This window comes from Ensifer sp. LBL (genome assembly GCF_050435225.1).
Classification (GTDB): domain Bacteria; phylum Pseudomonadota; class Alphaproteobacteria; order Rhizobiales; family Rhizobiaceae; genus Ensifer.
Window position 1 is genome coordinate 357,454 of sequence record NZ_JBNDJY010000002.1, and the last position, 26,976, is coordinate 384,429.

The following is a 26,976-nucleotide window of genomic DNA, read 5'->3' on the forward strand; positions in this document are numbered from 1 at the left end:
ATGTTTACATGACATACTCTTCTGGTTGTATTTTGGGATCGCATGAGGATCCGGACGCCGTCGGCACCGGTCGAGAGCCGACAATCAATCACTCGCGCGTCAGCGCCGAAGTCTCGCGCACGCCGCCAACAAAACCACTACGAGTCCGGACTTTTCCGGTATTCCAAGCTTCACTCCGGTCGGCCCGCCCCCTTCCTTCCATCGCGCCACCGACGCCTGCGCTTTCTCGCCGCAAAATTATAGATAATTTTTTCGTCAGTCAGATCACGGTCAGCACGAATGCTGGCTCTTGACAAAAACGGCCCCGAGCGGTCAGCTTGGAGCATTCACCAGGGGTGTCCCGCCAAGGGGCTGAGATTCTGCTATGCGGTTGCGCGGTGCAGTGACCCGTTGAACCTGATCCAGTTCATACTGGCGTAGGGACGGTGCAGATTCGCTGCCGCAAACGTCGCGCTCACGTGACGGATCAATCGGCAGGGCGTCCTTCCCCTCCCCCGCTCGTGAACTGGGTCTCCACCTTTGGAGCCTCGGCATGCACACCGCCAACACCATCCAGCTTCGTTGCCTACGACGGCCCGTTCGCGCCACACGGGAGCGCTGAGCGATGCGGGTCCTCGTCAAAGGTGCCGGCGTCGCAGGGCTCTGTCTGGCCCATGAACTCAGCGCCCGCGGTGTCGCGGTGACGGTCGTCGAGCAAGAGCCAGGCTTTGCCGGCGCGGCCTCCTGGTTTGCCGGCGGCATGCTGGCGCCCTGGTGCGAGCGCGAAAGCGCCGAAGAGGCGGTGCTGACGAAGGGCATCGGCGCCATCGACTGGTGGGACGACGTCCTGCCAGGCGAAGTTTCCCGCAACGGCACGCTGGTCGTCGCCCCGCCACGGGACGCCGGCGAACTCAGGCGCTTCGCCTCGCGCACCTCCGGGTTCGAATGGCTCGACACCGCGGCGATCGAACGGCTGGAACCGGCACTTTCCGGGCGCTTCCGCGAGGCCTTGTTCTTTCCGGGCGAGGCGCATCTCGACCCGCGCCGGGCGCTCGCCCGGCTGCGGCAGAAGCTTGTCGATCGCGGCATCGCCTTCGTCGCCGAGGCGAGCGACAACGGACACCACGATCTCGTCGCCGACTGCACCGGTGCGGCACGCATCGGCGACACGCCCGGCCTGCGCGGCGTGCGCGGCGAAATGCTCTACCTTGAGACAAGCGACGTGGAGCTGTCGCGGCCCGTCAGGCTCGTTCATCCGCGCATCCCGCTCTACATCGTGCCGCGCGGCGGCGGCCTCTTCATGTGCGGGGCGACGATGATCGAGACGGATGACGGCGGACCGATCACCGCCCGTTCCCTCATGGAACTGCTGAACGCCGCCTATGCGCTGCATCCGGCCTTCGGCGAAGCGCGCCTCGTCGAAACCGGCGCCGGCGTCCGCCCCGCCTTCGCCAACAACCTGCCGCGCGCCCTGCGCGCCGGGCAGACCATCACGATCAACGGACTTTACCGCCACGGCTTCCTGCTTTCGCCGGCCGTGGCGGCGGAAGCAGCCGACCTTGCCCTTGCGCGGGACCTGAAGGGAGATGCCGCATGAGACTGACCGTCAATGGCGAGGATCACGACCTCGCCGTCGCCACCCTCGCCGAGCTTCTGACCGTGCTCGATTTCGAGGGCGACTGGCTCGCCACCGCCGTCAACGGCGAACTGGTGCACCGAGCCGACCGTTCGGGTCACGCGCTTTGCGACCGGGACCGCATCGAAATTCTCTCGCCGATGAAAGGAGGCTGAGACATGCTGACGCTTTATGGACAGGACCTGCGCTCGAGACTGCTTCTCGGCACCGCCCGCTATCCCTCCCCCGCCGTGCTCGAAGATGCGGTGCGATCCTCGGGCACCGAAATCGTCACGGTTTCGCTTCGGCGCGAAACTGCCGGGGGCCGCCAGGGCGGCGCGTTCTTCGAACTGATCCGGGCGCTCGGGGTGCACATGCTGCCGAACACCGCCGGCTGCCATTCGGTGTCCGAGGCGGTGCTGACGGCCAAGATGGCACGCGAGGTTTTCGGCACCAATTGGCTGAAGCTCGAAGTGATCGGCCACCACGACACGCTGCAGCCCGATGTCTTCGGGCTGGTCGAGGCGGCGCGCATCCTCTCGGCCGAAGGGTTCGAGGTCTTTCCCTACACCACGGATGATCTGGTGGTTGCCGAGCGGCTCGTCGAAGCCGGCTGCAAGGTGCTGATGCCCTGGTGCGCGCCGATCGGCAGCGCCATGGGGCCGCAGAACATCCAGGCGCTCCGGGCAATGCGGGCGAACTTTCCCGATGTGCCGCTGATCGTCGATGCCGGCATCGGCCGGCCCTCGCACGCAACGACGGTGATGGAACTCGGCTTCGACGCCGTCCTGCTCAACACGGCCGTCGCCGGCGCCGCCAGGCCCGCGCTGATGGCCTCGGCATTTGCGGGCGCGATCGATGCCGGGCGGCAGGCCTTCGAGGCGGGCATGCTCGAACCGCGCGATTTTGCCGTCCCTTCCACCCCCGTCATCGGAAAGGCGGTGTTTGCGTGAAACTCGACCCCTTCTACCTTATCGTCGACAGCGCGGCCTGGATCGAGCGGCTGGTGCCGCTCGGCGTGAAGCTGGTACAGCTGCGCGTCAAGGATCGTCCGGAAGCGGAGATCCGCCGCGAGATCCGCGCGGCCAAGGCTGTTTGCGACGAGCAGGGCTGCCAGCTCATCGTCAACGACTACTGGCAGCTGGCGATCGCCGAAGGCTGCGATTTCGTCCATCTCGGTCAGGAGGACCTGGCGGAGGCCGACCTTGCCGCTATCCGCGCCGCCGGCCTGAAGCTCGGCCTCAGCACCCATGACGAGGCGGAACTGGAGACGGCGCTGGCGGCCGACCCGGACTACATCGCACTCGGGCCGGTCTACCCGACCATCCTCAAGGCGATGAAGTGGGCGCCGCAGGGACTACCGCGTCTTGCCGCCTGGCGGAAGCGCCTCGGCTCCCTGCCGCTGGTCGCTATCGGGGGTCTCAACGTCGAGCGGATTGCCGGCGTCTTCGAGCACGGCGCCGACATCGCCGCCGTCGTGACGGACATCACCCGCAACGCCGATCCGGAAGGCCGGACCCGCGAATGGATCGCCAGAACCGCACCGTGGCGATAGCCACGTGCCGGACCGCGGGCGTCGGTCTCCGCGGTCAGGCGATCTCCAGCTGCGACAGCCAGGAGGCATCCAGGCCGCGCTTGCGGCAATAGGTGGCGAGCCGCTGGCGGGTCGGCCCCGGCCGGTCGAGGCCGAGGTAACGGGAGGCGTTCTTCCAGAAGATGTTCTGCTGGTCCTCCTCGCTGACATTGGCCTCTTTCAGCTGCTGGGCGATCCGCGGGACATAGGCGTTGTAGTCCTTCTCCAGCGCCATCATCGACCAGTCGGTGCCGAACATCAGGTGGCGCGCACCGGGATCGTAGTCCTTGAGCCATTTGTCGAGCAGCACGCGGATCTTTTCGTGCAGCCCGGGCGTGTTGTCGGTGACGAGTTCGCTGAGGTAACTCAGGTCGGCAAACAGGTTCGGCCGGCGTCCGTGGCCGATCGTCCTGCCGATGATGTCCTCCCAGGTCGGCGTACCGGAGAACTTGTCCTGGGCACAGGACACCATGACCCCCGTCGGCGCGCCCGGGCGAATGACTTCATCGAATGCGCCGAAATGCGCGAGGTTGATCCGCAAGTCATTGTAACGGTTGGTATCGAGCAGCTTCTTCCAGTAGGCGGGGCTCGCCATATTGCCGTAGCCGCAACCGGCGCCGATGCTGTTTTCGGCATGCGCCATGATCGGCACGCTGTTGTCGCGGCACCAGTCGTAGAGACGCTTCAGCGCCGCATCGATCGCCGGATCCGCATTGCCCCAGGCCTTGAAGCCCATCGGCGGGTAGATCTTCACGCCGATGAAGCCTTTTTCCATGATCGCGTAGCGGACGTTTTCCAGCGACGAGCCGCGCTTCTGCGCCTCCCGGTGCGGATCGAAGCCGACGAAGCTGTGCATGTGGATGCCGTGCCGCTTGATCACCAGTTGCTGGATCTCGTCCATCACGTCGATCTGGTCGTGCTGCGGCGATGCCCTGCCGCCGATCGATTTCTCGAAATCGAGGATGCTCGGCGTGATCATCGAGAACCGGCATTTCGACGCGAAGATCCGGGCATAGGTTTCCGCGAGGTTTTCCCGGTAATCCTGCATGAGGCGAACGAAGGAAAGGTAGTTGCCGATCTGGTCGTGGGCCTTGGCGGCCGACGCCAGCGCATCGACATCCGTCTCCTCCACGCTGCCGGAGCGCCGCTGCAGGCCCTGCGGCAAGCCGGGGGCGCCGCCGATCTGCTCCAGCAGGCCCTGATAATCCGGCGTTTCGGCGCCGCTTCGTGCGGTCAATGACGCGCGCTGCTCGCCCGCTAGCGCGACCAGTTGCTTGACGGCGATGCGCAATTGCTCGTCCTTCTGCCGCTCGAACTCGGCGTCGGACGGGCGCGGCATCCGCCTCTTGAGAATGGCGTCCTCGACCTTGGCCTTGGGCGCGACATCGCCAAGGGCCGTCACCAGAAAGACCACCAGGGCGTTTTCCAGGCGCTTCGACTGTAGGGGATCGGCGGAGAGCCTCGCTTCCGGCAGCTTTTCCCGCAGCGCCACATAGCGCACCAGACCTTCAACCGGCACATCGGCCGCGTTGAAGAAATGGCAGTGAACGTCGACGATCGGATAGGGCAGCTCGCAGGCCGCAGCCGGTGGCCAGTCGTGTCGGCACCCGGAAAGCACATTCGCCATCACGCCTGCCGAGAACAGCCGCAAGACATTGCGGCGTGTCACGGCGGCGACCGGACCACCCCAGTCGACCCCCATCGTCCCCTCCTGTTGCGAGACCCCCTCGAACAATCGGGCAAACATTACTCCGTTCGCAAGCGGCGTGGAACAGATATTTACTTGCCGTTACTGGAAACCCGTAGGTCAACACGGGCGGACTTTAAGTGCGAAAGGAGGCATGTTACTCTAAAATCTTGGGGAGAATTTTGCGTGGTAGGTGGCGCCGGCAAGAATGAATTCCAACGTTACCTGTCGGGAGCCCTGGTTCGATGGTCTGCCCCGGCGGCGACGGATTCGGCTGGCCCGACGCGCGAGGACTTTCCCGGCACATTGCTGTTCGCCGACATTTCCGGTTTTACCCGGCTGACCGCCAAATGGTCGGAAAGCGACCGCGCCGCCGGCGCCGAACGGGTAAGCCGGCTGCTCAACGGCTACATGGGACCGCTCGTCCGGCATATCGAGGAACATGGCGGCACCGTGCTAAGCTTTGCCGGCGACAGCCTGCTTGCCGGCTGGCAGGCTGCCTCCGACAGCGAACTGGAGCAGGCCGCCTGGCGCAGCTGCTATTGCGCCGGCCGCATCCGTGAAGAGATCGGCGGCCCCGGCGGGCCGGAGGACGCGCTGCAACTGCGCATCGCCGTCGGCGTCGGCACCATCACCCTGCTGCACCTCGTTCCCCGCGTCGACCAGCGCTGGCTGATTGTCGGCGGCGACTGCCTGGCGCAGGCGGACCATTGCGGTCTTTTGAGCGATGCCGGCGAAATTCTCGTCTCCGATGCCGTGTGGCAGCTGATCGGCAAGCGGGCAACCGGCGCGCCCGGCCGGGAGGGCACCGCCCGCCTCGAACGCATCGACGCCTATTCGACCGCGACCAGGCCGCCCCGCACCCTTTCGGGCGCCGCCAGCAAGCGGCTGGAAACCTATCTGCCGCTTTCGCTGCGCGGTCGGCTTCTGTCGCCGCTTTCGGAGTGGCTGGCGGACCTGAGAACCGTTACCGCCCTGTTCGTGCATATCGTCGGCCCGGACCTCGAGAAAGATCTCGACCGGCTGAACCAGCTCGTTGCACGGTCGATCGCCGTTGTCGGTCGCACCGGCGGAGAAATCCTCCATACGGCTCTCCATGCAAACAGTCTCGAGATCTTCGCGGTCTTCGGCCTGCCCGGCCCCAAACATGCGGACAACGCGCGTCGCGCGATCGTTGCGGCACTGCGTCTCTCAGGCGAACTCGACGATCCCGACATCGGCCTTTCGGCCGGCATTTCCACCGGGGAGAGCTTCTGCGGCGCGCTTGGCGCCAGCCACCGCGCGGACTACACGGTGGTCGGCGCCGCCGTGAACATGGCCGCGCGCCTGGCAAGCGTCGCCGCCGGGCGCATCCTCGTCGACCAGGCGACGGCCAAGGAGACGGCCAGCCAGATCGCCTTTTCCGGACCGTGGTCGCTGGCCATACCGGGTGTGCGCGGCGGCGTGTCCGCCTTCGCGCCGATCGCCGAGACGGTCGCGACGATCGACACCAAGTCGCCGGCACTCCTCAACCGCGCAGCCGAAATGACGGCCCTTTCCGCCTATCTCGACAGCGCGCCCAGGGGGCAGTCCGGCATCATGATCGTCAAAGGCGATTCCGGCGTTGGGAAGTCGGCCCTGCTGCGCGCCTTCGTCGAGCGCTGTCGCGACCGCGGCAACCGCGTGCTCGTCGGCAATGCCGACGATATCGAAAGCGACGTGCCCTATTTTGCCTGGCGCGGGGTTATCCGCGATCTGCTCGGCATCGGCGACCTGCGCGGCGCCGAGGCCACGGACCAGGTGGGGCTCTTCTTTGCGGAAAGACCGGAACTCGCTTCGCTCGCGCCGCTGCTCAACGACGCCATCAACCTCACCTTGCCGGACACGCCGGAGACGCGGGCCATGTCCGGCGACGGGCGCTCGCACCGGTTGCGCGAACTGCTGAGCGAGCTTATGACCGACAGCCTCGCCGGCGGGCAGGGCTTCGTCGTGCTTGAAGATGTGCACTGGCTCGACGAGGCGTCCGGCCAGTTGCTGGGGCGGCTGGTTTCAGGGGCGGCACCGGTACCGGTCGTGGTGTCGACCCGGACGACCCGCACGCAGGAGGACCTGACCCGGTGGACCGGCCTGCACCATAACGGCGCCCAGACGCTCGATCTTTTACCGCTCGATTTCGAGGGCACGATCGCGCTCGTTCGCGCTTCGATCGGCAGCAACTCGCCCGCCGACGGCTTCGGCGAAGCGGTCTATGCGCAATCGGCCGGAAACCCGCTGCTAATCTGCGAAATCTGCCGGATGATCGGCGAGCGTCGGCTGCCCAAGGCGGCCGAGCCTGCCGCAGCCGTCTCGCTGCTCTCCGAGCCCCGCTCGAACGATGCGACCCTGCTCAACACCGCCAAGGTGACCGTGATTGCCCGGACCGACCAGCTTCCAGCGGAGCTGCAGGTGCTGCTGAAGATCGCAAGCGCCATGGGCGCGACCTTCTCGCTCGCCGAGCTTGGCGCGCTGCCGCCGATCAGGAAGACGGCACTGGACATCGAGGCGAGTATCGAGCGGCTGCAGGCGGCGCACCTGATCAAGCCCGCCGACGACCGCCCGGGCCGGTTCATGTTCAGCCATGCCGTCATCCGCCAGGCGATCTACGAAAGCCTGCTGTCGGAACAGCGCCATGAAGCGCATCGCGCCATCGCCAAGGCGATGGAAGAAGGCGGGCAGCCGGACAATGCCGAAAACCTGCCGCGCGTGCTCAGCCACTGGGAGCGCGCCGGCGACGCCGCGCAGGCCTTCAACTATCTGGATCGCGTTGCCGAACTGCGGCTGCGCCAGTTCGACAACGCCGCCGTGGTCGACTTGATCGAACGCTTCTTCAAGACGGCGCGCGATCTTTCGATCACCATTCTACCGGCCAGACGGGCGGCCGCCTGTTTCCTGCTCGGCGAAGCCAGCCTCAATCTTGGCCGCGCCGAAGCGGCCCGCCATGCCTATGAGGAAGGCCTGCGGCTTTCCGGCCTGCCGCTTCCGCGCACCTCCGCCGGCCTCGCGCTGCATCTCGTGCTCGATCTGGCCGAACAGGTGTGGCGGCGCACCACCCATCGCGACGCGGACTGGATCCTGAAACGAGAAATCTCGCGATCGCCGTCCGATCCCTTCCTGCTTGCGGCGAAGGCACATGAGGACCTGACACGGATCTACTACTTCACCAGCGAGAAGCTGCGGCTGATCCATGCGACGCTTAGGGCGACGAACCTTGCCGAGAGAAACAAATACGTCTCGCCGACGACCGCCGCCAATTACGCGAGCCTCGGCGCCATCTGCGGCGTGATCCCGTTGCACAGCCAGGCCGAACACTACAGCCGGCTGGCGGCGGCACTGTCCGAACGCGTCGACCAGTTGGGAACGCGCGTGCGCGTCGACCTGCTGTCGGGCATGTACCAGATCGGCATCGGTCATTGGCACGCGGGCAAGCGGGCCTTCGAGGCAGGCCTCAACAATGCGGCGACGGTCGGCGACCTGAGGCGCTGGTGCGAGGTGGCGGTCGGGCTGGAGACGATTTCCGGCCCGTGGCTTTTGACCTCCGCCTTCGAGGGCATCGCGCCCTGGGAGATCCTCGTGCAACGGATCTGCGAGGAAGGACGCCGGCGCGGGGACATGCAGGTGCTCGGCTGCGGCCTGCTCGGCCGTCTCCGGGGCCATGCAGCGCTTGGCCGGTGGAACGCGATCGAGACCGACCTCGACGAACTCGAACAGATCCTGCGCGAAAAGGGCGACGGTCTGGAACTCGTCCATTCGATCGAAGGCGCATCGCTTCTGAGCGAGGCCGCGCGGCGACGGGGCAACACGACGGAGGCCGCAAGCTGGCTCGAGCGGGCACTATCCTGGTGCGAGACGCTCAACCCGGCGATGAAAACGCGGACGCTGCCGGCGCTTGCCCGTCTCTTCGATGTCGCGAGCGACCCCGATGGCGGCGACCTGCTGGCAGCTCAGCTTGTCCTTCGAAAACTCGAGCGCTTCGCGCGGGTCTACCCGATCGGCCGGCCAGCGGCGGCACTCGGCGAAGCGACCCTGCACCTGCGCCGCGGCCAGCAACGCCGCGCCGAGCGCGTCACCCAATATGCTTTCGCGGAAGCGATCCGCCTGGAGATGCCGGCCGTGGCGCTCGCCGCCCTGCAGCATGCCGCCGGGCCGCGGGATGCCGAATCGCGCCAGGCGTTCGAGACGATGTTTTCTCTGCACCGGGCCACCTGGTGCGAGGTTCTTCCGCTTGGTCAAACCGACCAGGCGCCGCATGTCCAGTTTGCCAGATCCCAGGGAAGCCGCGCATGAACCGTACCAGTCCTCCCCGCATCCTGATCGTGCTTGCCCATTTCGACGAAACCCGGAACCCCAGGGGCCGCCCCGACTTCATTCCCCAGGGAACCGGTCACCTGTTCCTGGCGGGCGCCTTTGCCCGCGACCGCGTGGACCTTCGCGCCTATAGCGAGTTCCACGACGGACCGCTCGTCGACGAGGCAGCCTTCGCCGAACTCGACATGCTGGTGTTGACCGGCGTGACCGCGGCCTTCGACCGGATGCAGCACCTGACGGCCTATGCCCGCACCAAGTCGCCCGGTTGCGTCGTCGTCGCTGGCGGGCCGGTCGTGCGCAATCTGCCGGTTTCGAGCGCCGAGACCTTCGATTACGCCTGCGACGGCGACGTCGAGGAAATGCAGGCGGTCATCCGGGAGGTGTTTGGCGAATGGGCCGTCTCCGAGACGATCCTGCCGCGCTTCGACCTTGCCAATTGGCGCGGTCCGGTCAGCTACGTCGAGACGAGCCGCTACTGCAATTTCAAGTGCAGCTTCTGTGCATTGACCGCCGAAGGCAGGCGCTACCACAGCTACGACCCCGCCTATATCGAGGCGCAGTTGCGCAACGCCCCACCGAAGAAATACGTGCTGTTCATCGACAACAATTTCTACGGCAACAGCAAGGACGTCTTCCATGCCAAGCTCGACGTGATCCGCTCGCTGTGGCGACAGGGCCTGTTTCAGGGCTGGATCGCCCTTGTCACCGGCGACTTCTACCGCGATCCGCAAAATCTCGAAGCGGTGCGAGCGGCCGGCTGTCTCGGTCTGTTCAGCGGCGTCGAGACGCTGAGCGAAGCGCAGCTGAAACGCTACCAGAAGAAGCAGAACCTGGTGGTGCCGCAGCTGGAGGCGATCAAGACCTGCCTCAATGCCGGCGTCGCCTTCCAGTATGGCCTGATGTTCGACCCGTCGTCGCAGACGATCGAGGCGATGCAGGAGGAACTCTCCTTCATCACCGGCGAAACCACGATGCCTTTGCCGGCGTTTCTGAGCCTGACGATCCCGCTGCTCGGCACGCCGCTCTTCGACGAATGCGTCGCCGACGAACGCTTCCTTCCCTCGGCCAAGCTGCGTGACATGGATGGGTTCACCCTGATGACCCGTCCGCTCGACGGCCTTGAGGAGGTGGCGCTCTTTGCCCGCAAGCTGTCGCGGCTCGACGGCAACCGTGCCAGGATCCTGCGCCATTGCCTGGGCTTCTACCGCAACTACCGCCATTCGCTTTCCGGGCGGCAGATGATCCATCTGCTTGCCAACAGCCTGCGCCTGGCGCTTCCTTCGGTCCTCCATCGCCACGGCTTGCCGACGCGCTCGGGCAGCGACGAAAATCTCACCTATGTGACGACGACGCAGCCGCTCGGCCCGCTCTACACGCCAGCCTTCCGGGTCGGCGAGGGTTTCCGTTCGCATTTTGCGCCGACGATGATCACCGACGCGTCCGGCGCGCTCGACGAAACCATCGCCCGCAACCTCGAATTCCGCAGCAGCCGCCGGCAACGGACAGGCACCGGCATCGAACATTCGTCCACTTAAAGGCGCCACCACGCCTGCGTCAAAGTGCCCGGCCCGATGCAACCTCCAGTGCGTGAAATTGGGTTCGCTTGGTAAGATTGGATTCAAACTTTTTGAGTAAGCTTCCGTTAGCTATTTCACACCTGTCGGCCGGCGATCGCCGTCGACCTTGTTTTGCGTACGGGTGCCCATGCGTCTTTCAGCTGCGACCGCAATCCTTTTTGCCGGCCTCATTTCGGGCTGCTCCTCCAGTTCCAGCCTGGACACCATCGCGCCGCCCTCGCGCGAAACGACGAGTTCGGTCGCTATGTCGGCCGCACCGGTGCCCGCCGCCAATGTCGGTGCACGGGTCGCTCAGGTGACGCCGCCGCAGAACGTCCAATCGGCGCCGCCGCAGGAAATGCTCGCCTGGGCCGGCCCCGTTCCGGAACCGGAAGCCTTCGCGCCCGCGGCAAACACCACGACGACGACAACGCTCGCCGCGCCTGTTCCGGACGCGCGCCCGGTCGCCTTCGTCGCCCCGGAAAATCCGGTGACCCAGGCGATGCCACAGGGCCGCTCGCGGATCTACGGTCATCGTTTCCGCGACGCCAAGCCGATCAACTTCGGCCGCGCCAAAAATCCGCGCAAGATGGCCGTGCATGGCGTCGACGTCTCCCGCTGGCAGGCCGACATCGACTGGGCCAAGCTGCGCACGCAAGGCGCCAATTTCGCCTTCATCAAGGCGACCGATGGCGGCGACCATCTCGACCCTATGTTCAAGAAGAACTGGCGTGCCGCCAAGGCGGCCGGCATGCGCCGCGGCGCCTATCACTTCTTCTACTGGTGCCGCACCGCCGGCGAACAGGCCGACTGGTTCATCCGCAACGTTCCGCGTGAACCGGGCGCGCTGCCGCCTGTGATCGACGTCGAATATAACGGCGAATCCAGCTGCAAGCGCCGCCTGTCACCCGAGCGCGTGCGCGAAAAGATGCAGGTGTTCATGGACAAGCTGGAGGCCCATTACGGCCAGCGTCCGATCATCTACACGGCGCCGGACTTCTACGCCGACAACCTGCAGGGCGCTTTCAAGAACTATCCGTTCTGGCTGCGTGCCGTCGCCCAGCACCCGTCGATTGTCTACCCGAACCGCAAATGGCTGTTCTGGCAGTATTCCGGTTCCGGCCTTTCGCAGGGCGTCGATGGCAAGATCGACCTCAACGTCTTCCACGGCAGCGAGGACCAGTGGCACGACTGGCTGGAGGCACGGGCGAACTGAGCCGGCGGGCACGCCTCTCGTTTCTCTGACCTAACCTTACGCCTTCTCAACCCGCGCGGGCCACCTTCGGCCCGCCGTGGTTGATACGGTCGAGGAACCGCCGATAGCCGGGATGGTCGCGCAACAGGCGACGGCCGAGACCGGCAAGAAAATCGACGTCCTTCTCCTTGAGGCTCAGCCGATTGTGCAGCCCGAGGATCCGCTGCACCAGCGCCGGATCGGAGACATCCGACAGCGCCAGCCTGACGATATCGACATCGAGGTCGCCGCAGCCACGCTTGCCGCCGCCACTGCCGCACCGCCATCTCACGAATTTCTCCCGCCAGGCCGGCAGATGATCGCGCAGCGCGTCGAAGCTCTGGAGATTGGGAATGTTGATCATCGCGTCGATGGCGGCGACGATCGCATCGAGAGCCCTGGGGCTGTCGACATTTTTCGAGATGTCCCCGCCGATCCGCGTGGAGGCGTCGACGACGATGACCACCAGATGCCTGAGACGCAAGGCGCGCTCCACCGGGATGGGCTCCGGGGCAGGCCGGCCCATCAGGTGCAGCACGCTTTGCGTTCCGACGCCATCGACCAGACCGCCATCGTAGAGCTTCAAATAGTTGAGATCCTTTGCCGTTTCGTAGCGCCTGAGGGAATCGGCGTATTCGCGCGCAACGAGCGAGCCCGGCGCCCGAGGCCCTGTCTTCGGTGTTTTCGCCTCCGGTAGCGCCTCGCAACCGCTTCGGAAATTTTGCAAGGTCAGCGGCGCGAAAACGACCGGGACGGCGGCCGAGGCCGCGACCGCATAGGCAAGCGGATAGTCGTCGTAGCTGCTGCAGATGGCGGTGAACGAGGAGCGGTCGAAGATGAACGGTGTACGGTTGTAGAGATCGGTCGCGTGGATCACCAAGCGCGGCTGACCAGGGCGACGCTCGAGGCTGCCGAGCGTCGCGCCCTCGAACAGGTTGGCATCGAGCCAGGCTGGGAACCCGGTGCGATCGTTCACGCCGCCGCGATAACCGCGCAGAATATTGGGCGGTGAAAACGACGTCCTGAGCGAGGCCTCGACATCGCGCCCGAGAAAGCGCTTGCGAAAATCCTCAAGGCCCGCGCGGCCGTTCAAGGCAAAGTACGAGGCGAGCACAGCACCACCGGAGACGCCGGCAACAACGGCGACATCGTCGGCGAGCCGACGCCCTCGCCCGCCCGGGGACGGCGCCTCGGCCAGCGCCGACAGGACGCCGTAGCCGAAGGCAGCAGAACGGGCGCCGCCACCGGAGAAGGCAAGGATGATACCGGTATCGCTCACATCCGGCGTCGACTGCGCAAGCGGCACGGCACCCGTTGTCAGTTCAAGTCGCCTGTTGGTGGGCGTCACGTCCGGGCCGGCGCAGCCGGCTGCGGCAAAGGCGAGCGCCAGGGTACCGTGGCGCAGGAACCGATTTACGCGTGCAAGCGCAACCGGGCGGGCCACGCGGTAACCAGCCGGCCTTTGCCTGCGTTGCCTGATTGTAATCGACGTCCGTTTGTTGAGTGTCATGCGCCGTGATCCGGGTTGGCTTTGCCCGCGAGACCTGTCTTTCCAGGTGTCACTGGCGCGCAAGCCTAAGGATCAAGATTGAGCCTGCATGTCATGCAGGGCGCTCGCAACGAATGATTGTGCGGCGACAAAAATCGGGATTACCTTGCGGCGGGATGACAGGTTCCCTCAATGAAGCGGCACTAAGGTCGCGCGCGTAGGCACATTGCACGGGGTAAAGCGCATTCATGCGGGTCTTGCTGGTCGAAGATGAGAAGGAACTGGCGGGGGCGCTGAAGGCCGCATTGAGCCATCACCGGATGATTGCCGATCATGCGCGCGATCTCGCCGAAGCCGCGCTGATCCTGAATGATGCCGTCTATGACGTGGTCGTGCTCGATCGCAAGCTGCCCGATGGCGACGGGCTTTCGCTCATCCCCGTGATACGGGCGCGCGGCAACACCGTGCCGGTGCTGATGCTGACGGCGCTCGACGACCTCGCCGACCGGGTCGCCGGGCTCGATGGCGGTGCCGACGACTACATTGGCAAGCCCTTCGCCTTCGAGGAACTGCTGGCGCGGCTGCGGGCGCTGGCCCGTCGCCCGGTTCCGGTGCAATCCGATGTCGTCACCGTCGGGCGTCTCTCCTTCGATCTCGCCCATTGCGAGGCGAGCGTGGCCGGCACACCGCTGAAGATGCCGCGGCGCGAGCTTCTGGTGCTCGAGACGCTGACCCGCCGCATGGGGCGCATGGTGCTGCGCGCCGCCCTGATGGAGGCGGTCTTCGGCCTCGACGACGAAATCCAGTCCAATGCGCTCGACACCCATATCTCGCGCGTGCGCCGCAAGTTGGCAGACGCCGACGCCGGCGTGACCATCAACGGCATCCGCGGCGTCGGCTATCTGCTACGGGAAGACCAATGAGCGTCCGCGCTTCCCATTCCTTCAAGTGGCGGCTGGTCGGCTGGCTCGTGCTGTTCGAAACGGCGGCGATCCTCATCGTCATCGCCATTGCGGTCGGCCTGCTCTGGGTGACCGGCTATCTCATCGACGGCTACGAGAACGGCAATGTCGACGTCTTGAAGGATGCGATCACCCGCAAAGCCGATGGCGGGCTCGAACTTCAGGAAACGCCCGAGCTACAGCGACTGCGCCAGCAGGCTGGAAAGATCTGGTTCATCGTCCGCGACAAGCAAGGGCACAGCCTCGCGGAGGGCACGGTGCCGGAAGAATTCGCCTTTGCGGTCGCCGGACTCGAGCGCATGAACGACGCCCGCTTCCGGCGCTCCCCCGACAAGAACGCCCGTCCGGAGGCGGTGGTCAAATGGCTCGAGTCGCCGGCCGGCATGGTCCAGATCTTCAGCGGCACGGAGGGACAATTGACCCTCGGCCGTCTGTTGCTCACAACCACCGGCGCCTTCCTCACCATCTTCGTGCCGATGCTGCTGCTGCTCGCCTTTGCGACCGTGGTGGTCACGCCGATCGTCGTTAGAAGGATGCTTTCTGGCCTGTCGCACGCGGCCGCGCATGCCGCCCACATCGAATATGACCAGCGCGGCATCCAGATGCCGGTGACGGGCGTTCCCAACGAGTTCCTGCCACTAGTGACGGCAGTCAACGATGCGCTGACGCGGCTTGACGACGGCTATACGAGGCACAAGCGCTTCCTGGCTCAGGCCGCCCACGAACTGCGCACGCCGGTCGCGATCCTCGGCGCCCGCATCGCCTCGCTACCGCCGGGTCCGGACAAGACGCGGCTCAACGAGGACGTGACGCGCCTTTCCATTCTGGCGGGCCAGCTTCTCGACCTCGAACGGCTCGACGCCGAGAACGACGAGTTCAGGCCGGTCGATCTTGCGGCATTGGCCGAGCGGGTGATCGTCGCGCTCGCACCGCTCGGCTTCGGCGCCGGCTACGAGATGAGTTTCGAGGCGGATCAACGACCGGTGATGATTTCCGGCGATGAGGCGTCGCTGGAACGGGCGCTCACCAATCTCGTGCAGAACGCCATCGATCACGGCGGAAGGCGTGGCACCATCATGGTGAAGGTGGATCCGCTGGGCGCGATCGATGTCTGCGACGACGGCGACGGCATTCCGCGCAGCGAAACCGACCGGATCTTCGAGCCGTTCCAGCGCCTGCGCAAGGACGGCAAGGGCGCGGGGCTTGGCCTCAACCTCGTGCAGAAGATCGTGCACCTGCATGGCGGCTACGTCGACGTCGCCCGCTCGGCGTCCGGCGGCGCCTGCATGCGCATCGTGCTGCCGCTGTCGGCAGCCAAGACAGCCTGAAACGAACAAGCCCCGGAACCTACGCTGCTTTCCCTTGAATCGGCTAGGACATGGGGGAAGAGGGCATGAAGTTCCGGGGCTCGACGCGGCCTGACCGGGAGAAAAAATCAGGCTGCTTGGACCTTTTTCGACACCCGCGCCCATTCCGGGATCCAGTCGCGATGAGCGATGAGCAGGTCGTCGACGAGCGACCAGATCTGGTCGAGGTCGAGCTCGGCCGCCGTATGCGGATCCATCATCGCCGCATGGTAGAGATGCTCACGGTTTTCCGTCATCAGCGCCTCAACCGTCAGCTCCTGGACGTTGATGTTGGTGCGGATCAATGCGGTCAGCTGCGGCGGCAGATTACCAATGAAAGTCGGCTGGATCCCGGACGCGTCGACGAGGCAGGGAACTTCCGCCGCGCAGTTCTCGGGCAGCGAGGTGATGCAGCCGTTGTTCCTGAGGTTGCCGTAGATGACGGAGGGTTCGCCGGTCCAGACCGAGTTCATGATCGAGGAAGCGTATTCGTGGCTCTCGGCCACCTCGATCGTCTCGGCCTCCTTGAAGGCGGCCGCCTGCCCCTTCCAACGCTCGATCTGCTCGACGCAGCGCTTCGGGTACTCGTCGAGCGGGATGCCGAACTTCTCGATCAGGTCGGGACGGCCGTCCTTGATGAAATAGGGCGTGTACTCGGCGAAGTGCTCAGAGCTTTCGGTGACGAAGTAACCGAGCCGCGTCAGCATTTCGTACCGCACCTTGTTGGGGCAGCGCGGGTTCCAATGGCTGGGCTTCGGGAAGCGGCCTTCGCGGTAGCCGCGCACCAGATCCGGATAGAGATCGCGGAAGCTGCCATCGGCCTGTTTGTGCTCGAACTTGAGGAAGAAGGCCATGTGGTTGATGCCGGCGGCGCGGTAGCGGATCTCCGAAACCGGGATATCGAGATCGCGCGAAAGCTCGTAGGCCGTGCCCTGGACCGAATGGCAAAGGCCGACCTGGCGGATCGTCGGGAACTTCTCCGAGATCGCCCAGGTGTTGATCGCCATCGGGTTGACGTATTGCAAGAGGATCGCGTTCGGGCAGACCTGCAGCATGTCCTCGCAGATCTTCCAGAGATGCGGCACCGTTCGCAGGCCCCGCATGATGCCGCCGACGCCGAGCGTGTCGGCGATCGTCTGGCGCAGGCCGTATTTCTTCGGCACCTCGAAATCGGTGACCGTGCAGGGCTCAAAGCCGCCGATCTGGAAGGCGACGACGACGAAATCAGCCCCTTCGAGCGCTTGTCTCTGGTTCGAGTGGGTCTCGATCTTGGCCTTGACGCCGAGCGTGCGCACCAGCTTGCCGGCGACGATCTCGCTTTCGCCGAGGCGCTCAGGGTTGACATCCATCAGCGCGATCGTTGCGGCCGACAGCGCCGGGCGCTGCAGCACGTCGCCGATGATGTTCTTCATGAAGACGGTGGAGCCGGCGCCGATGAAGGTGATCTTGGGTTGTCTGGTCATGGATTGCCTCTGCTTTCTAGCGGTCATGCTGCCACATCGAAGGCGGCTCTCACGAGCCTTTCGGTGTAGGCGGTCTTGGGATTGGACAGAATTTCGCTCACCGGCCCTTCCTCGACGATTTTGCCGTGCTGCATCACCACCACCCGGTGGCAGAGCGCGCGCACGACCTTGAGGTCGTGGGAAATGAAGAGGTAGCTCAGGCCCCGCTCGTCCTGCAGCTTGCGCAAGAGTTCGATGATCTGGGCCTGGACAGAAAGATCGAGCGCCGAGGTCGGCTCGTCGAGCAGGATGAATTCCGGCTCGAGTGCGATGGCCCGGGCGATGGCGATGCGCTGGCGCTGACCACCGGAGAATTCGTGCGGAAAGCGCGACAGGATGTTGCCGGGCATGCCGGCGGCGGTGAGCGCGTCCACGACCCGGTCGAGCCGCTCCTTGCGGTTCGCGCCGATGCCGTTGACGACCAGGCCCTCCTCGATGATCTGGCCGATCGACATGCGCGGGTTGAGCGACGCGAAAGGATCCTGGAAGACGATCTGGATGCGCGAGCGCAAAGGCCGCATCTGGGTACGGTCTTTGTCGTGGATCGGGATGCCGTCGAAGTAGACTTCGCCGCCATCGGCGTTGAGAAGGCGGATCAGCGCCTGGCCGAAGGTCGTCTTGCCGGAGCCGGATTCGCCGACGAGCCCCAACGTCTCATGCTTGCGCAGGTTGAGGCTGAGCCTGTCGACGGCGACCAACTCAGAAAACTGCGAGCGGAACAGGCCGCCCTTCTTCAGCATGAAGGAGACCTTCACGTCCCGCCCCTCGAGCACGATCGGCGCATTGTCCGGCAACGGCTTGGCGGCGCCGGAAGGCTCCGACGAGAGCAGCCTTTTGGTATAGGGATGCAAGGGATTGGCGAAGAGATCAGCCGTGGTGTTGTGCTCCTTCACCTCGCCATATTGCATGACATAGACATAGTCCGAGAACTGCCGCACCACCGTCAGGTCGTGGGTGATCAGGATCACCGCCATGCCGAGCTCGCGCTGCAGGTCGCGGATCAGGTTGAGGATCTGCGCCTGCACGGTGACGTCGAGCGCCGTCGTCGGCTCGTCGGCGATCAGCACATCCGGATCGTTGGCGAGCGCCATGGCAATCATCACCCGCTGACGCTGGCCGCCGGAGAGCTGGTGCGGATACTGTTTGATGCGAAGCTCCGGGTCCGGGATCTTCACGTGACGCAGCAGTTCGAGCGCGCGCTCGGTTGCCGCACGGCGGCTCATCCGGCGATGCGCCCGGATCGCCTCGATGATCTGCGTGCCGACCGTATAGACCGGGTTCAGCGAACTCATCGGCTCCTGGAAGATCATCGCCAGGCGATTGCCGCGCAAGGCGCGGCGTTCTCGCGGCGAGAATTTCAGCACGTCCTTGCCGTCATACTCGATGCGCGATTGGGCGGCGATCGTCGCGCGCTTGGAGAGCAACCCCATGACGCTGCGCGCCGTCACCGACTTGCCCGAGCCGGACTCGCCGACGATGGCGATGGTCTCGCCGCGGTAGAGTTGGAAGGACACGTCCTTCACCGCGTCTACCGTGCCATGCTCGACCTTGAAACGAACCGCGACATTGCGAGCGTCGATGACCGGCCGGCCATCCCGTTCGGCAAGGTCCCTGCGCGCGGAAGGCGCGGCGGTGAGGACGTCGATTGCTTCAGACATGATGCGTCCTCCTCAATAGGGATCGATAGCGTCGCGCAGGCCGTCGCCAAGGGCATTGAAGGCGAAGACCGTGACAAGCACGAAGGCGACGGGCGACAGGATCCACGGATAGGATCCGATGACGGAATAGGTGGAGGTGTCCTGCAACATCAGCCCCCAGGAAATGAGCGGCGGCTTGACCGCAAAGCCGAGGAAGCCGAGGAAGGATTCAAGCAGCACCACCTGCGGGATCGACAGTGTGACGGCGACGATCACGTGGCTCATCACGTTCGGCAGGATGTGCTGGAAGATGATGCGCCGGTCACTGGCACCGACGGCGATCGCCGCCCGCACATAGTCGATGCGGGCAAGAGCCAGCGTCTTGCCGCGCACCTCTCGCGACATCTGCGCCCAGCCGAGCGCCGACATGACGATGATGACGAAGGCGAGGAAGACGTTGGTCGGCGCCGTCACCGGGATCAGCGAGGTCAGCGCCAGGTAGAGCGGCAGTTGCGGGAAGGCGAGCACCAGCTCGACGAAGCGCTGCGTCCAGACATCGAAGCGGCCGCCGAAATAACCGGACGCCATGCCGACGGTGGTGCCGACAACGGTGACGATCGAGACGACGATCAGCGCGATCATCAGCGAGATGCGCGATCCGACGAGAATGCGCGACAGCACATCACGGCCGAACTTGTCGGTGCCGAGCAGATGCACCGGCGAACCATCGACCGCGCCGAAGAAATGCCGCTCGGCCGGGATCAGGCCGAAAAGGCGGTAGGGCGCGCCCTTGACGAAGAAGCCGAGGATCTGCGGGTTGTCGTAGTCCGGGCCGATGATCGGCTGGAAGGTGATCGGGTCAAGCTCGGTGCCTTCACTGAGCGGGTAGCTGCGCGGCGAGAAGACGAAATTGCCGTCCTTGTCGGCAAAGCTGATCGCCTGCGGTGGCGCAAAGGCGACACCCGTCGCCTTCGGGTCGACCGGCGACAGGAAGTCGGCGAAGACCGCCATGAAGATCAGCAGGCCGACGAGGACGAGGCCGAGCATGCCGGTCCAGGACCGCTTCAGCCGGCGCCAGACGAGCGCCTGGTAGCTTTCGTTGTGATGTTCCTGCCGGGGTTCGGCGGCGAGCGGAAGAGTTGTTTGCATCTCGACGGTCATGCGTGGGCTCCTCCGAGACGCACGCGCGGATCGAGCGCGGCCAGCAGCATGTCGGCGATGATGTTGCCGAGGATGAGGGTTGCCGACAGAACCAGCATGAAGGTGGCGGTGACATAGACGTCGCCCACCCACATCGAGCCGACGATGGCCGGGCCGACGGTCGGCAGCGCGAAGATAATCGCCGTCTCGATCTCGCCCGTCAGCATGTAGGGCAGTACGACGCCCTGGTACATGATCAGCGGATGCAGGGCGTTCGGAACGGCATGGCGCATGACGACGGCGCCTTCGCTCAAACCCTTCGCCCGGGCGGTTTCGACATACTGGGCGTTGAGCGTGTCGAGCAGATTTCCGCGCATCACCCGCATGTTGTAGGCGAGGCCGCCGAAGGTGGCGATCGCCACGACCGGCCAGACATGTTTGACGAGGTTGACGAACTTGTCCCAGGACCAGGGCGCACCACCGTAGCGGGCCGAGTGGAACGAGTTGATTTCGCTGACATTGAAATGGAAGACGAGGATGTAGACGATGATCAGCGCCATCAGGAAGCGCGGCACCGTCATGCCGAGGAAGGCCACCGTCGAAAGCAGGCTGTCGATCCAGGAATATTGCCGGGTCGCGGCGATGATGCCGAAGGAAATGCCGATGATCGACGCGAGGATATGGCAGACGAGTGCCAGCGCCAGCGTGCGCGGCAGGCGTTCGCCGACGACATCGGCAACCGGCTTGTTGTAATAGAGGCTGTGGCCGAAATCGCCACGCGTCAGGATGCCGGTCATCCAGTTGACGTATTGCACCGGCAGCGGCTTATCGAGGCCATGCTCCTTGCGGTAGGCCTGCGCCTGGGCTTCGGCCTCCTCGTAGGACGCACCACCCTGGTTGATCAGCTGCGAACGAATGTAATCGCTATAGTCTCCGGGCGGCGCCTGGATGATGGCGAAGGTCGCCACGCTCAAGACAAGCAGCACCGGAATGGCAGAGGCGAGGCGGACAAGCAGAAACCTGAACATGCCGTTTCCTTCTGTCGTTGGGGTGATCGAGCGCTCCTCCGGCCGGTAGCCGGAGGAGCGGTTGCGTTAGTTGCTCAAGCCCTTGTCGCCGGGCTTGCCCGGAAGCTGTTCGGCAAAGAGCTCGAAATCACCCTGCTTGTCCGAGGGGACAAAGAGGCGCTCGCGCATGATCGTGTCTTCGGCCCAGTTGAACATGAAGATCGGCGCGCCCGTCGGCACGTTGGCGAAGCGCTTGTTGATGATCAGCGCGCCCGGATATTCGGTGAGGCCCACCGTATCGAGATGCGTCGTCGCGACCTTCTGGTACTGCTTCATCAACTCCGCGCGCTCGGCATTGTCGTTCGTGGCGATGAACTTGTTGATGATGTCGACGAGTTCCTGTTCGAAGGGCATCAGGTCAAGCTGACCGCCCTCCGGTGCGCGGTGGTGCCAGCTGGTGCGCGGGCCGGCGGCCGCGAGCTGCGGCGTGTTCTGCACGACGGAGGCATATTCGGCCGCGTTGCGGTGAACCATCCAGTCGAACTTGCCGGCATAGTTGGTTGCGTCCCGCTGCTTGCCGTCGAGCGAGTTCAGGACCACGCGGAGGCCGAGCTTTTCCATCTGGCCGATCAGGCCTTCGGCGAGGTTGCGGTCGGTCGCATAGCTGTTGTCGATCAGAAGCACGATCTCCACGTCCTTGCCGCCGGCCTTATCAGCCGGGAAGTTGACGAAGCCGTTGCCGTCGGTGTCCTTCAGGCCAGCTTTCTCAAGCAGAGCCTTCGCGCCATCAAGATCGAAGGGATAGTAGACGGTCGACTCCCGGTCGTAGAAGCTGGTGCCGGAGGAAAGCCCGCCGGGATAGATCGCGGTGAAGGGGCCCTTCACCAGCGCCTCGCCGAGCTTCTTGCGATCGACCGCCATGGTGACGGCCTTGCGGAAATCCTCGTTGCGGTTGAGCTCACGCACGGCCTGGGCGCGTTCGTCCGGTTCCCCCCAGCCGTTGGCCGAGAAGTTCATGTGCAGATTGTAACCGATTAGGCGCGGGCCGAAGGCAAGCCGAGCGGGAGCTGTGTCCTGCGCAGCGCGCTTCAACGACTCGACGAAGTTTTCCGGCTGCTCCAGGTTGGAAAGATCGGCGGAGCCGGCAATTGCCTGTACGTCGCGATCGGCCCAGGTCGAGAGCTTGTAGTGCAGCTCGTTGATATAGGGCAGCTGGTTGCCCGCCTCGTCGACCTTCCAATAGTACGGATTGCGCCTGAGCACGATGATATCGTCGGGACGATAGGCGACCGGAACCCAGGCGCCCATGACCGGGATGTTCATGTATTCCGGCGGGAAGGCATTCTTGTACTGGTCGTAGGTGGTGCCGGCGTATTTCGGATGCTTGGCTTTCAAAACATGCGACGGGCCGGGGCAGAAGGTGCCATAGGCCATGGCATAGAGATGCTGGCGCGGGAACGCCTCCTTGAACGTCCATTCGACCGTATACTGGTCGATTTTCTTCAGCGTCGTGCCGGCGCCGAAGGTCTCGGGCGTCGCACCGTTCAACGGCGTCACGCTCGGGTCGAGCACGTTGTCTTCCCAGTAGAACATCACGTCGTCGGCGTCGAAAAGATCGCCGTCCGACCACTTGGCGCCCTCGACCAGATGCATCGTCAGCTTATGACCATCGGCGGACCAGTCCCAACTCCTGGCAAGGTTCGGCAGCGGCTCGACGTCCTTGGCTTCCACCTGGAAGAGCGGTGCCGTGCGCGTCAGGCATTCGGACATGCCGATATCGATGCCGCCCCAGCCCTGGCTCTGGCCGGCCGAGTAGTTCCAGCCTTCCGGCCGACCGCCGATCACGTGACGCAGCGTGTCGCCGTAGACGCCGACGCCGTCGGGCATGTTGCCGGTCTTGAAGACCATCGGCTCCTTCGGCAGGCGCTCGGCGACCGGCGGCAGCTTGCCGGTCTTGACGTATTTCTCGGTAACCCAGGCTGGTTCCTTGTATTCCGGCAGCGCCTTGAATTCGGCGATTGAGTCGCGCGGCACATAGGTGATCTTGCCCTCGGCCGGGAATGCCGGCTGCTGCGGCACGACGGTGGGCTCGGAGGCGGCCGCCTCCAAGGCAAAGGCCGAGATGCCGACAAGCAGCAGGCTCGCCATTTTCGTCAGTCTGTGGCTGGTCATTGGCTCAGATTCTCCCTCTTTCGCCGCGCCGGAACGCGGCCTCCTCCTTGAAAAGTCTGCAGTTCAGGCAGCGCTGCTTGCGTCTCCTCACGCAAGCAGCATTGCAATCGATCAGCCGGCGGCGCGGACCTGGCGCTCGGCGCGCAACTCGTCGAGCGAGCGCACCTGACGCCGCGCGGCGCCGTTCCACTCGCGGGTCTTGACGGTGGCGCGGCCAAGCCGCTCCTTCGCACCGTCGATCGCGTGGGCGTATTGCGGCAACCACTGGCTTTGCGCGACCACCATCTCGTCGACCATCTGCCAGACCTCGTCCGGCGTGCAGATCGCGCCGACCAGCGGATCGTGCAGCATCGCCAGCTTCAGAAGATCGAGATCGCCGGTCACGGCTGCATGGACCGACATGCGCTGGACGTTGATCGAGGAAAGGCAGGTAGCAGCACAGGCCTCAGGAAGGGTGATGCCCGAGACCATGTTGATGCCGAAACGATCGACGAAACCGGGGGATTCGATGATCGCGTCAGCGGGCAGGTTGGTGATCACACCATTGTTCTTGACGTTGAAGTGACCGCGATAGACCCGGCCTGTTTCCAGGGCCTCGAGAATATGGCTTGCATGCTCGTTCGAGCGCTTGGCGTGATCGAGCGGTTTTCCGGCCGCTTCCAGGAACTGCGGAAACTCGGTTTCGAACCAGTTGCGCGTCTCGGTCGAATGGCGGAGATAGCCGCCGGTCTCGCCGTGGATCCAGTCCGACATGTCGATCCAGCGGGTAATTTCCTCCGGGCGCTTGCGATACCAGGGAAGATATTCGGAAAGATGGCCGTTGCTCTCGGTCGAATAGACGCCGAAACGCTTCAAGACGTCGATCCGGAGCTTCTCCTGCTTGGAGAACACCGGGTGCGCTTCGAAGGCCGAGACCAGTTCGTCCTTGCCGATGCTGCGGCCCTTGAGCCTGACATCGACGAACCAGGTCTGGTGATTGATGCCGGAGCAGATGTAATCAAGCTCGCCCTCGCCGGCGCCAAGGATTTCGGCAATCTGCTCGCCGCCGTGCTGGACACCGTGGCAGAGGCCGACCGTATCGACCTTGCCGTATTCGATCGCCGCCCAGGTGTTCATCGCCATCGGGTTGGCATAATTCAGGAACTTCGCGCCCGACTCGGCGACAGCGCGGATATCCTTGCAGAAGTCGAGGATGACGGGGATGTTGCGCTGGCCGTAGAGGATGCCGCCGGCGCAGATCGTATCGCCGACGCACTGGTCGACCCCGTATTTGAGCGGAATGCGGATGTCGTCGGCATAGGCTTCGAGGCCGCCGACGCGGACGCAGCTGATGATGTAGCGGGCGCCTTCCAGCGCCTTCAACCGGTCGGTGGTTGCCGTCACCTTCGTCGGCAGGCGGTTGACCTCGACGATCCGGTCGAGGATCGCCTTGATCATTTCCAGATTGCGGGCGCTGAGGTCGGTCAGCGCAACCTCGATGTCGCGCAATTCCGGCACGGCGAGAATGTCGGTGAACAGCTTCTTGGTGAAGCCGATGCTGCCGGCGCCGATGATGGCGATCTTGAACGTTGCCATGCCCTCACTCCTCATGAACTGCATGCATTTCTGACAAAGGGTAAAATCAATTCACGGTTTTTCACCGTCTTCGCACGCAACTTCGATGCATCCCCTCATTTCTTACGGGCCGAAAGCACTGCCTGTTGCGCTGTTGGCGGTCATTATGTGTATAATTACCGACCCCGCCAGAGCGGTATTGTGCTTTCATGGGTAATTTTATGCTGCAAGATTTGATCGACAACGGCCCGATTATGCGCACGGTTTCGCTGCCGCGGGGACGCCAGAGCCTGCATGCGATGCCGACCAGCACCGGCTATGAAATCCGCAACAATGCGACCTATGACTGGGACGGCAGAAAGCGCGGAAACACGCCCTTCACCGTGCTGCAGCACACGATCGCGGGTGCCGGAAACCTGCGTTACGAAAACCGCAGCTATCGGGTACGCGGAGGCGAGACGCTGCTGCTGCTGGTGCCGCACAATCATCGCTACTGGCTGGAAGATGGCGGGCGATGGGAGTTTTTCTGGATCTCGATGAACGGCGACGAGGCGCTGCGCATACATCGCGCCCTGCTTGCCGTCACCGGCCCGGTCTTGAAGCTGCAGCCGGAAACGATCGAACATCTGGCCGACTGCAGCCTGCGCCTGATCCGCGGCGGCGAGACGCCGGGCCGCGCCTCGGCGATTGCCTACGAGGCGGCGATGGCGCTCTACGACGACGTCTTCGGCTCCCATCCGGTGTTCAGTCATGAGCACAGGACGATGCACCGCGTCGTCGACCACATCATGAACAACCTGCAGAACCCGCTTCCGGTGGAGGAACTGGCACGCGTGTCGGGTCTGAGCCGGGCGCATTTCTCCCGCGTCTTTGCCGCCAGCGAAGGCATGGCGCCGGCCGAATATGTGCTGCAGAAGCGCTTGCAGCGCGCGGTCAAACTGCTGACGAAAACGGCAAGCCTGCCGGTCAAGGAAGTGGCGATCCTTTCAGGCTTCGAGGATCCCAACTACTTCGCCAAGGTGTTCCGTCGCTCCTTCGGGCTGAGCCCGACCGAATTCAGAACCACAGGCATGTATGCCAGCGTGCCGGCCGGCTCCGTGGAGCAACCGGTCGACACGGGGGAGGAAGCAACGGTGCTGTTGACGGGTTGAGGGCGACGGCGGTCAGCCGGCAAGCTGCTGGCGATAGGCCGACGCTCTCGGGAAAACCATGCCGAGGTCGGCATGCATGGCCCGCGCGATCACGCGGAAATCCCGCTCGCTGATGGAGAGATGGCCGATACGCAGCTTCTGGTCCCAGTTGCGGTTGCCTTCGGCAAATTCCAGACTGTCGAGCCAGGGGCGAACCGGGGCCTCCATGCTGTCGGCCCAGTCGATATCGCCGCGATGCGGCGCGACACCGCCCATGGCAAAGAAGTAGGGAGGACGCTCCTTGACGACGCCGATGGCGGCAAAACAGGCAAGCCCCGCCCGGCCGTTGAAGGCGGCGTTCGGCGCATAACCGATGAAGCCGTCACCCGCCTTCATGCGCGTCATCGCCTGGACGTTGCCGTAGCCGTAGCCAAAGCGAGAGAAACCATCTTCCGCAGCATGCTGCAGGTCGTCGCCGGAAACCGCGCCGATCCAGAAATTGCGCTCGCCCGACCTGTTTGCTGCACCCATCTGAAACATATCCTGCGCCGACATCTGCAATCCCTCGATCTCTTATCCTGCAACCACTTTACGCGCGACCCCTGCCAGATTCTGTCAGCATCGTTTTGACGACCCGGCATACCCGTCGAGCTGCGTTTCAGCCCTCTACGCTCCAGAAATCCGTAATCTCAGGGGAAAACGACGGCATGGCACTTTATCTCTTGAAGGAACACGCGCCCGCGGGAAGCGGCAAGCGTCGGGATTAATGGAGTAGTCGATTAATCAAATCGCAGTGCCAGCGATGTGTGCGACGACAATGGCGCAATGAAGGCGCCAAAAAGCAAAAGCGCCCGCAGGAGATGCAGGCGCTTGGCAATTCTTCAGTCTAAGTAGTTCGCCTTAGCGGGCGAAGGCCGTGCGTGCAACGCGGTCGATGTCGGCGCGTTCGATGCCGAGGTCGCGAAGTTCGCGGTTCGACATGCGGCCCAGTTCGGTGACCGTCTGACGGTACTTGCGCCAGTTGTTGATGGAGCGTGCGATGTTCATTTGATCCCCCTTTCAATGGGCTT

Annotated in this window: 20 protein-coding genes and 1 riboswitch; of the genes, 10 read left to right on the forward strand and 10 right to left on the reverse strand. The window is 64.3% G+C overall.

Going from position 1 to position 26,976, the window contains the following annotated elements; translation table 11 throughout:
• The first annotated feature begins 321 nt into the window (after positions 1-321).
• Positions 322-441: riboswitch (TPP riboswitch) on the forward strand.
• Between the two features lie 163 nt (positions 442-604).
• From thiO to OKW20_RS08930, 4 genes are read left to right on the forward strand one after another with little or no spacing between them, the layout of a single operon-like run.
• Positions 605-1,576, forward strand: coding sequence for a glycine oxidase ThiO (gene thiO, locus OKW20_RS08915; RefSeq protein ID WP_429171597.1), 972 nt, complete (start codon positions 605-607; stop codon positions 1,574-1,576).
• On the forward strand, positions 1,573-1,770 hold the full coding sequence (thiS, locus tag OKW20_RS08920) for a sulfur carrier protein ThiS (RefSeq protein WP_429171598.1): 198 nt from the start codon (positions 1,573-1,575) through the stop codon (positions 1,768-1,770). The genes thiO and thiS overlap by 4 nt, the downstream gene beginning before the upstream one ends.
• Positions 1,771-1,773: 3 nt before the next feature.
• Positions 1,774-2,547: a thiazole synthase gene (locus OKW20_RS08925; RefSeq protein ID WP_429171600.1), complete on the forward strand. Its 774-nt coding sequence runs from the start codon at positions 1,774-1,776 to the stop codon at positions 2,545-2,547.
• Positions 2,544-3,149, forward strand: coding sequence for a thiamine phosphate synthase (locus tag OKW20_RS08930; protein WP_043611533.1), 606 nt, complete (start codon positions 2,544-2,546; stop codon positions 3,147-3,149). Before OKW20_RS08925 ends, OKW20_RS08930 begins: the two co-directional genes overlap by 4 nt.
• A gap of 34 nt (positions 3,150-3,183) precedes the next feature.
• Here OKW20_RS08930 and OKW20_RS08935 read toward each other — a convergent pair whose 3' ends face one another.
• Positions 3,184-4,869 (reverse strand): amidohydrolase family protein, encoded by a 1,686-nt coding sequence (locus tag OKW20_RS08935; RefSeq protein ID WP_429171602.1) that lies wholly within the window; start codon positions 4,867-4,869, stop codon positions 3,184-3,186.
• A gap of 171 nt (positions 4,870-5,040) precedes the next feature.
• Between OKW20_RS08935 and OKW20_RS08940 the strand changes: the two genes are divergently transcribed.
• The 3 genes from OKW20_RS08940 (at position 5,041) to OKW20_RS08950 (ending at position 11,949) form a co-directional block, all read left to right on the forward strand.
• Positions 5,041-9,156, forward strand: a complete 4,116-nt coding sequence (locus OKW20_RS08940; protein WP_429171604.1) for an AAA family ATPase — start codon at positions 5,041-5,043, stop codon at positions 9,154-9,156.
• Positions 9,153-10,712 carry a B12-binding domain-containing radical SAM protein gene (locus OKW20_RS08945; RefSeq protein ID WP_429171606.1) on the forward strand — a complete coding sequence of 520 codons (1,560 nt, stop codon included), beginning with the start codon at positions 9,153-9,155 and terminating at the stop codon, positions 10,710-10,712. Before OKW20_RS08940 ends, OKW20_RS08945 begins: the two co-directional genes overlap by 4 nt.
• Before the next feature lie 169 nt (positions 10,713-10,881).
• Positions 10,882-11,949, forward strand: coding sequence for a GH25 family lysozyme (locus tag OKW20_RS08950; RefSeq protein ID WP_429115598.1), 1,068 nt, complete (start codon positions 10,882-10,884; stop codon positions 11,947-11,949).
• A gap of 46 nt (positions 11,950-11,995) precedes the next feature.
• Here OKW20_RS08950 and OKW20_RS08955 read toward each other — a convergent pair whose 3' ends face one another.
• Positions 11,996-13,477, reverse strand: a complete 1,482-nt coding sequence (locus OKW20_RS08955) for a patatin-like phospholipase family protein (RefSeq protein ID WP_429171608.1) — start codon at positions 13,475-13,477, stop codon at positions 11,996-11,998.
• Between the two features lie 227 nt (positions 13,478-13,704).
• On the opposite strand from OKW20_RS08955, the gene OKW20_RS08960 reads away from it, so the two are divergent.
• On the forward strand, positions 13,705-14,379 hold the full coding sequence (locus OKW20_RS08960; protein ID WP_034798445.1) for a response regulator transcription factor: 675 nt from the start codon (positions 13,705-13,707) through the stop codon (positions 14,377-14,379).
• Positions 14,376-15,746 carry a sensor histidine kinase gene (locus tag OKW20_RS08965; protein WP_429171610.1) on the forward strand — a complete coding sequence of 457 codons (1,371 nt, stop codon included), beginning with the start codon at positions 14,376-14,378 and terminating at the stop codon, positions 15,744-15,746. The genes OKW20_RS08960 and OKW20_RS08965 overlap by 4 nt, the downstream gene beginning before the upstream one ends.
• Before the next feature lie 107 nt (positions 15,747-15,853).
• Here OKW20_RS08965 and OKW20_RS08970 read toward each other — a convergent pair whose 3' ends face one another.
• From OKW20_RS08970 to OKW20_RS08995, 6 genes are all read right to left on the reverse strand, one after another.
• A complete protein-coding gene (locus tag OKW20_RS08970) occupies positions 15,854-17,227 on the reverse strand; it encodes an alpha-glucosidase/alpha-galactosidase (protein ID WP_429171612.1) in 1,374 nt (457 codons plus the stop codon).
• Positions 17,228-17,250: 23 nt separating this feature from the next.
• Complete coding sequence (locus OKW20_RS08975) at positions 17,251-18,924, reverse strand: ABC transporter ATP-binding protein (RefSeq protein ID WP_429171613.1); 1,674 nt, start codon at positions 18,922-18,924, stop codon at positions 17,251-17,253.
• A 12-nt stretch (positions 18,925-18,936) separates the two neighbouring features.
• Positions 18,937-20,064 (reverse strand): ABC transporter permease, encoded by a 1,128-nt coding sequence (locus tag OKW20_RS08980; protein ID WP_429171615.1) that lies wholly within the window; start codon positions 20,062-20,064, stop codon positions 18,937-18,939.
• Positions 20,061-21,071, reverse strand: a complete 1,011-nt coding sequence (locus tag OKW20_RS08985) for an ABC transporter permease (RefSeq protein ID WP_429171617.1) — start codon at positions 21,069-21,071, stop codon at positions 20,061-20,063. Before OKW20_RS08985 ends, OKW20_RS08980 begins: the two co-directional genes overlap by 4 nt.
• 66 nt (positions 21,072-21,137) lie before the next feature.
• Positions 21,138-23,222, reverse strand: a complete 2,085-nt coding sequence (locus OKW20_RS08990) for an ABC transporter substrate-binding protein (RefSeq protein ID WP_429171619.1) — start codon at positions 23,220-23,222, stop codon at positions 21,138-21,140.
• 111 nt (positions 23,223-23,333) lie between these two features.
• Complete coding sequence (locus tag OKW20_RS08995; protein ID WP_429171621.1) at positions 23,334-24,797, reverse strand: alpha-glucosidase/alpha-galactosidase; 1,464 nt, start codon at positions 24,795-24,797, stop codon at positions 23,334-23,336.
• 188 nt (positions 24,798-24,985) lie between these two features.
• Between OKW20_RS08995 and OKW20_RS09000 the strand changes: the two genes are divergently transcribed.
• Complete coding sequence (locus OKW20_RS09000; protein ID WP_043623554.1) at positions 24,986-25,927, forward strand: AraC family transcriptional regulator; 942 nt, start codon at positions 24,986-24,988, stop codon at positions 25,925-25,927.
• A 12-nt stretch (positions 25,928-25,939) separates the two neighbouring features.
• On the opposite strand, the gene OKW20_RS09005 is transcribed toward OKW20_RS09000, so the two are convergent.
• Both OKW20_RS09005 and OKW20_RS09010 read right to left on the reverse strand, forming a co-directional pair.
• Positions 25,940-26,437, reverse strand: coding sequence for an EVE domain-containing protein (locus OKW20_RS09005; RefSeq protein WP_197067199.1), 498 nt, complete (start codon positions 26,435-26,437; stop codon positions 25,940-25,942).
• A 369-nt stretch (positions 26,438-26,806) separates the two neighbouring features.
• Complete coding sequence (locus OKW20_RS09010) at positions 26,807-26,953, reverse strand: DUF1127 domain-containing protein (protein ID WP_064817045.1); 147 nt, start codon at positions 26,951-26,953, stop codon at positions 26,807-26,809.
• Positions 26,954-26,976: the final 23 nt, after the last annotated feature.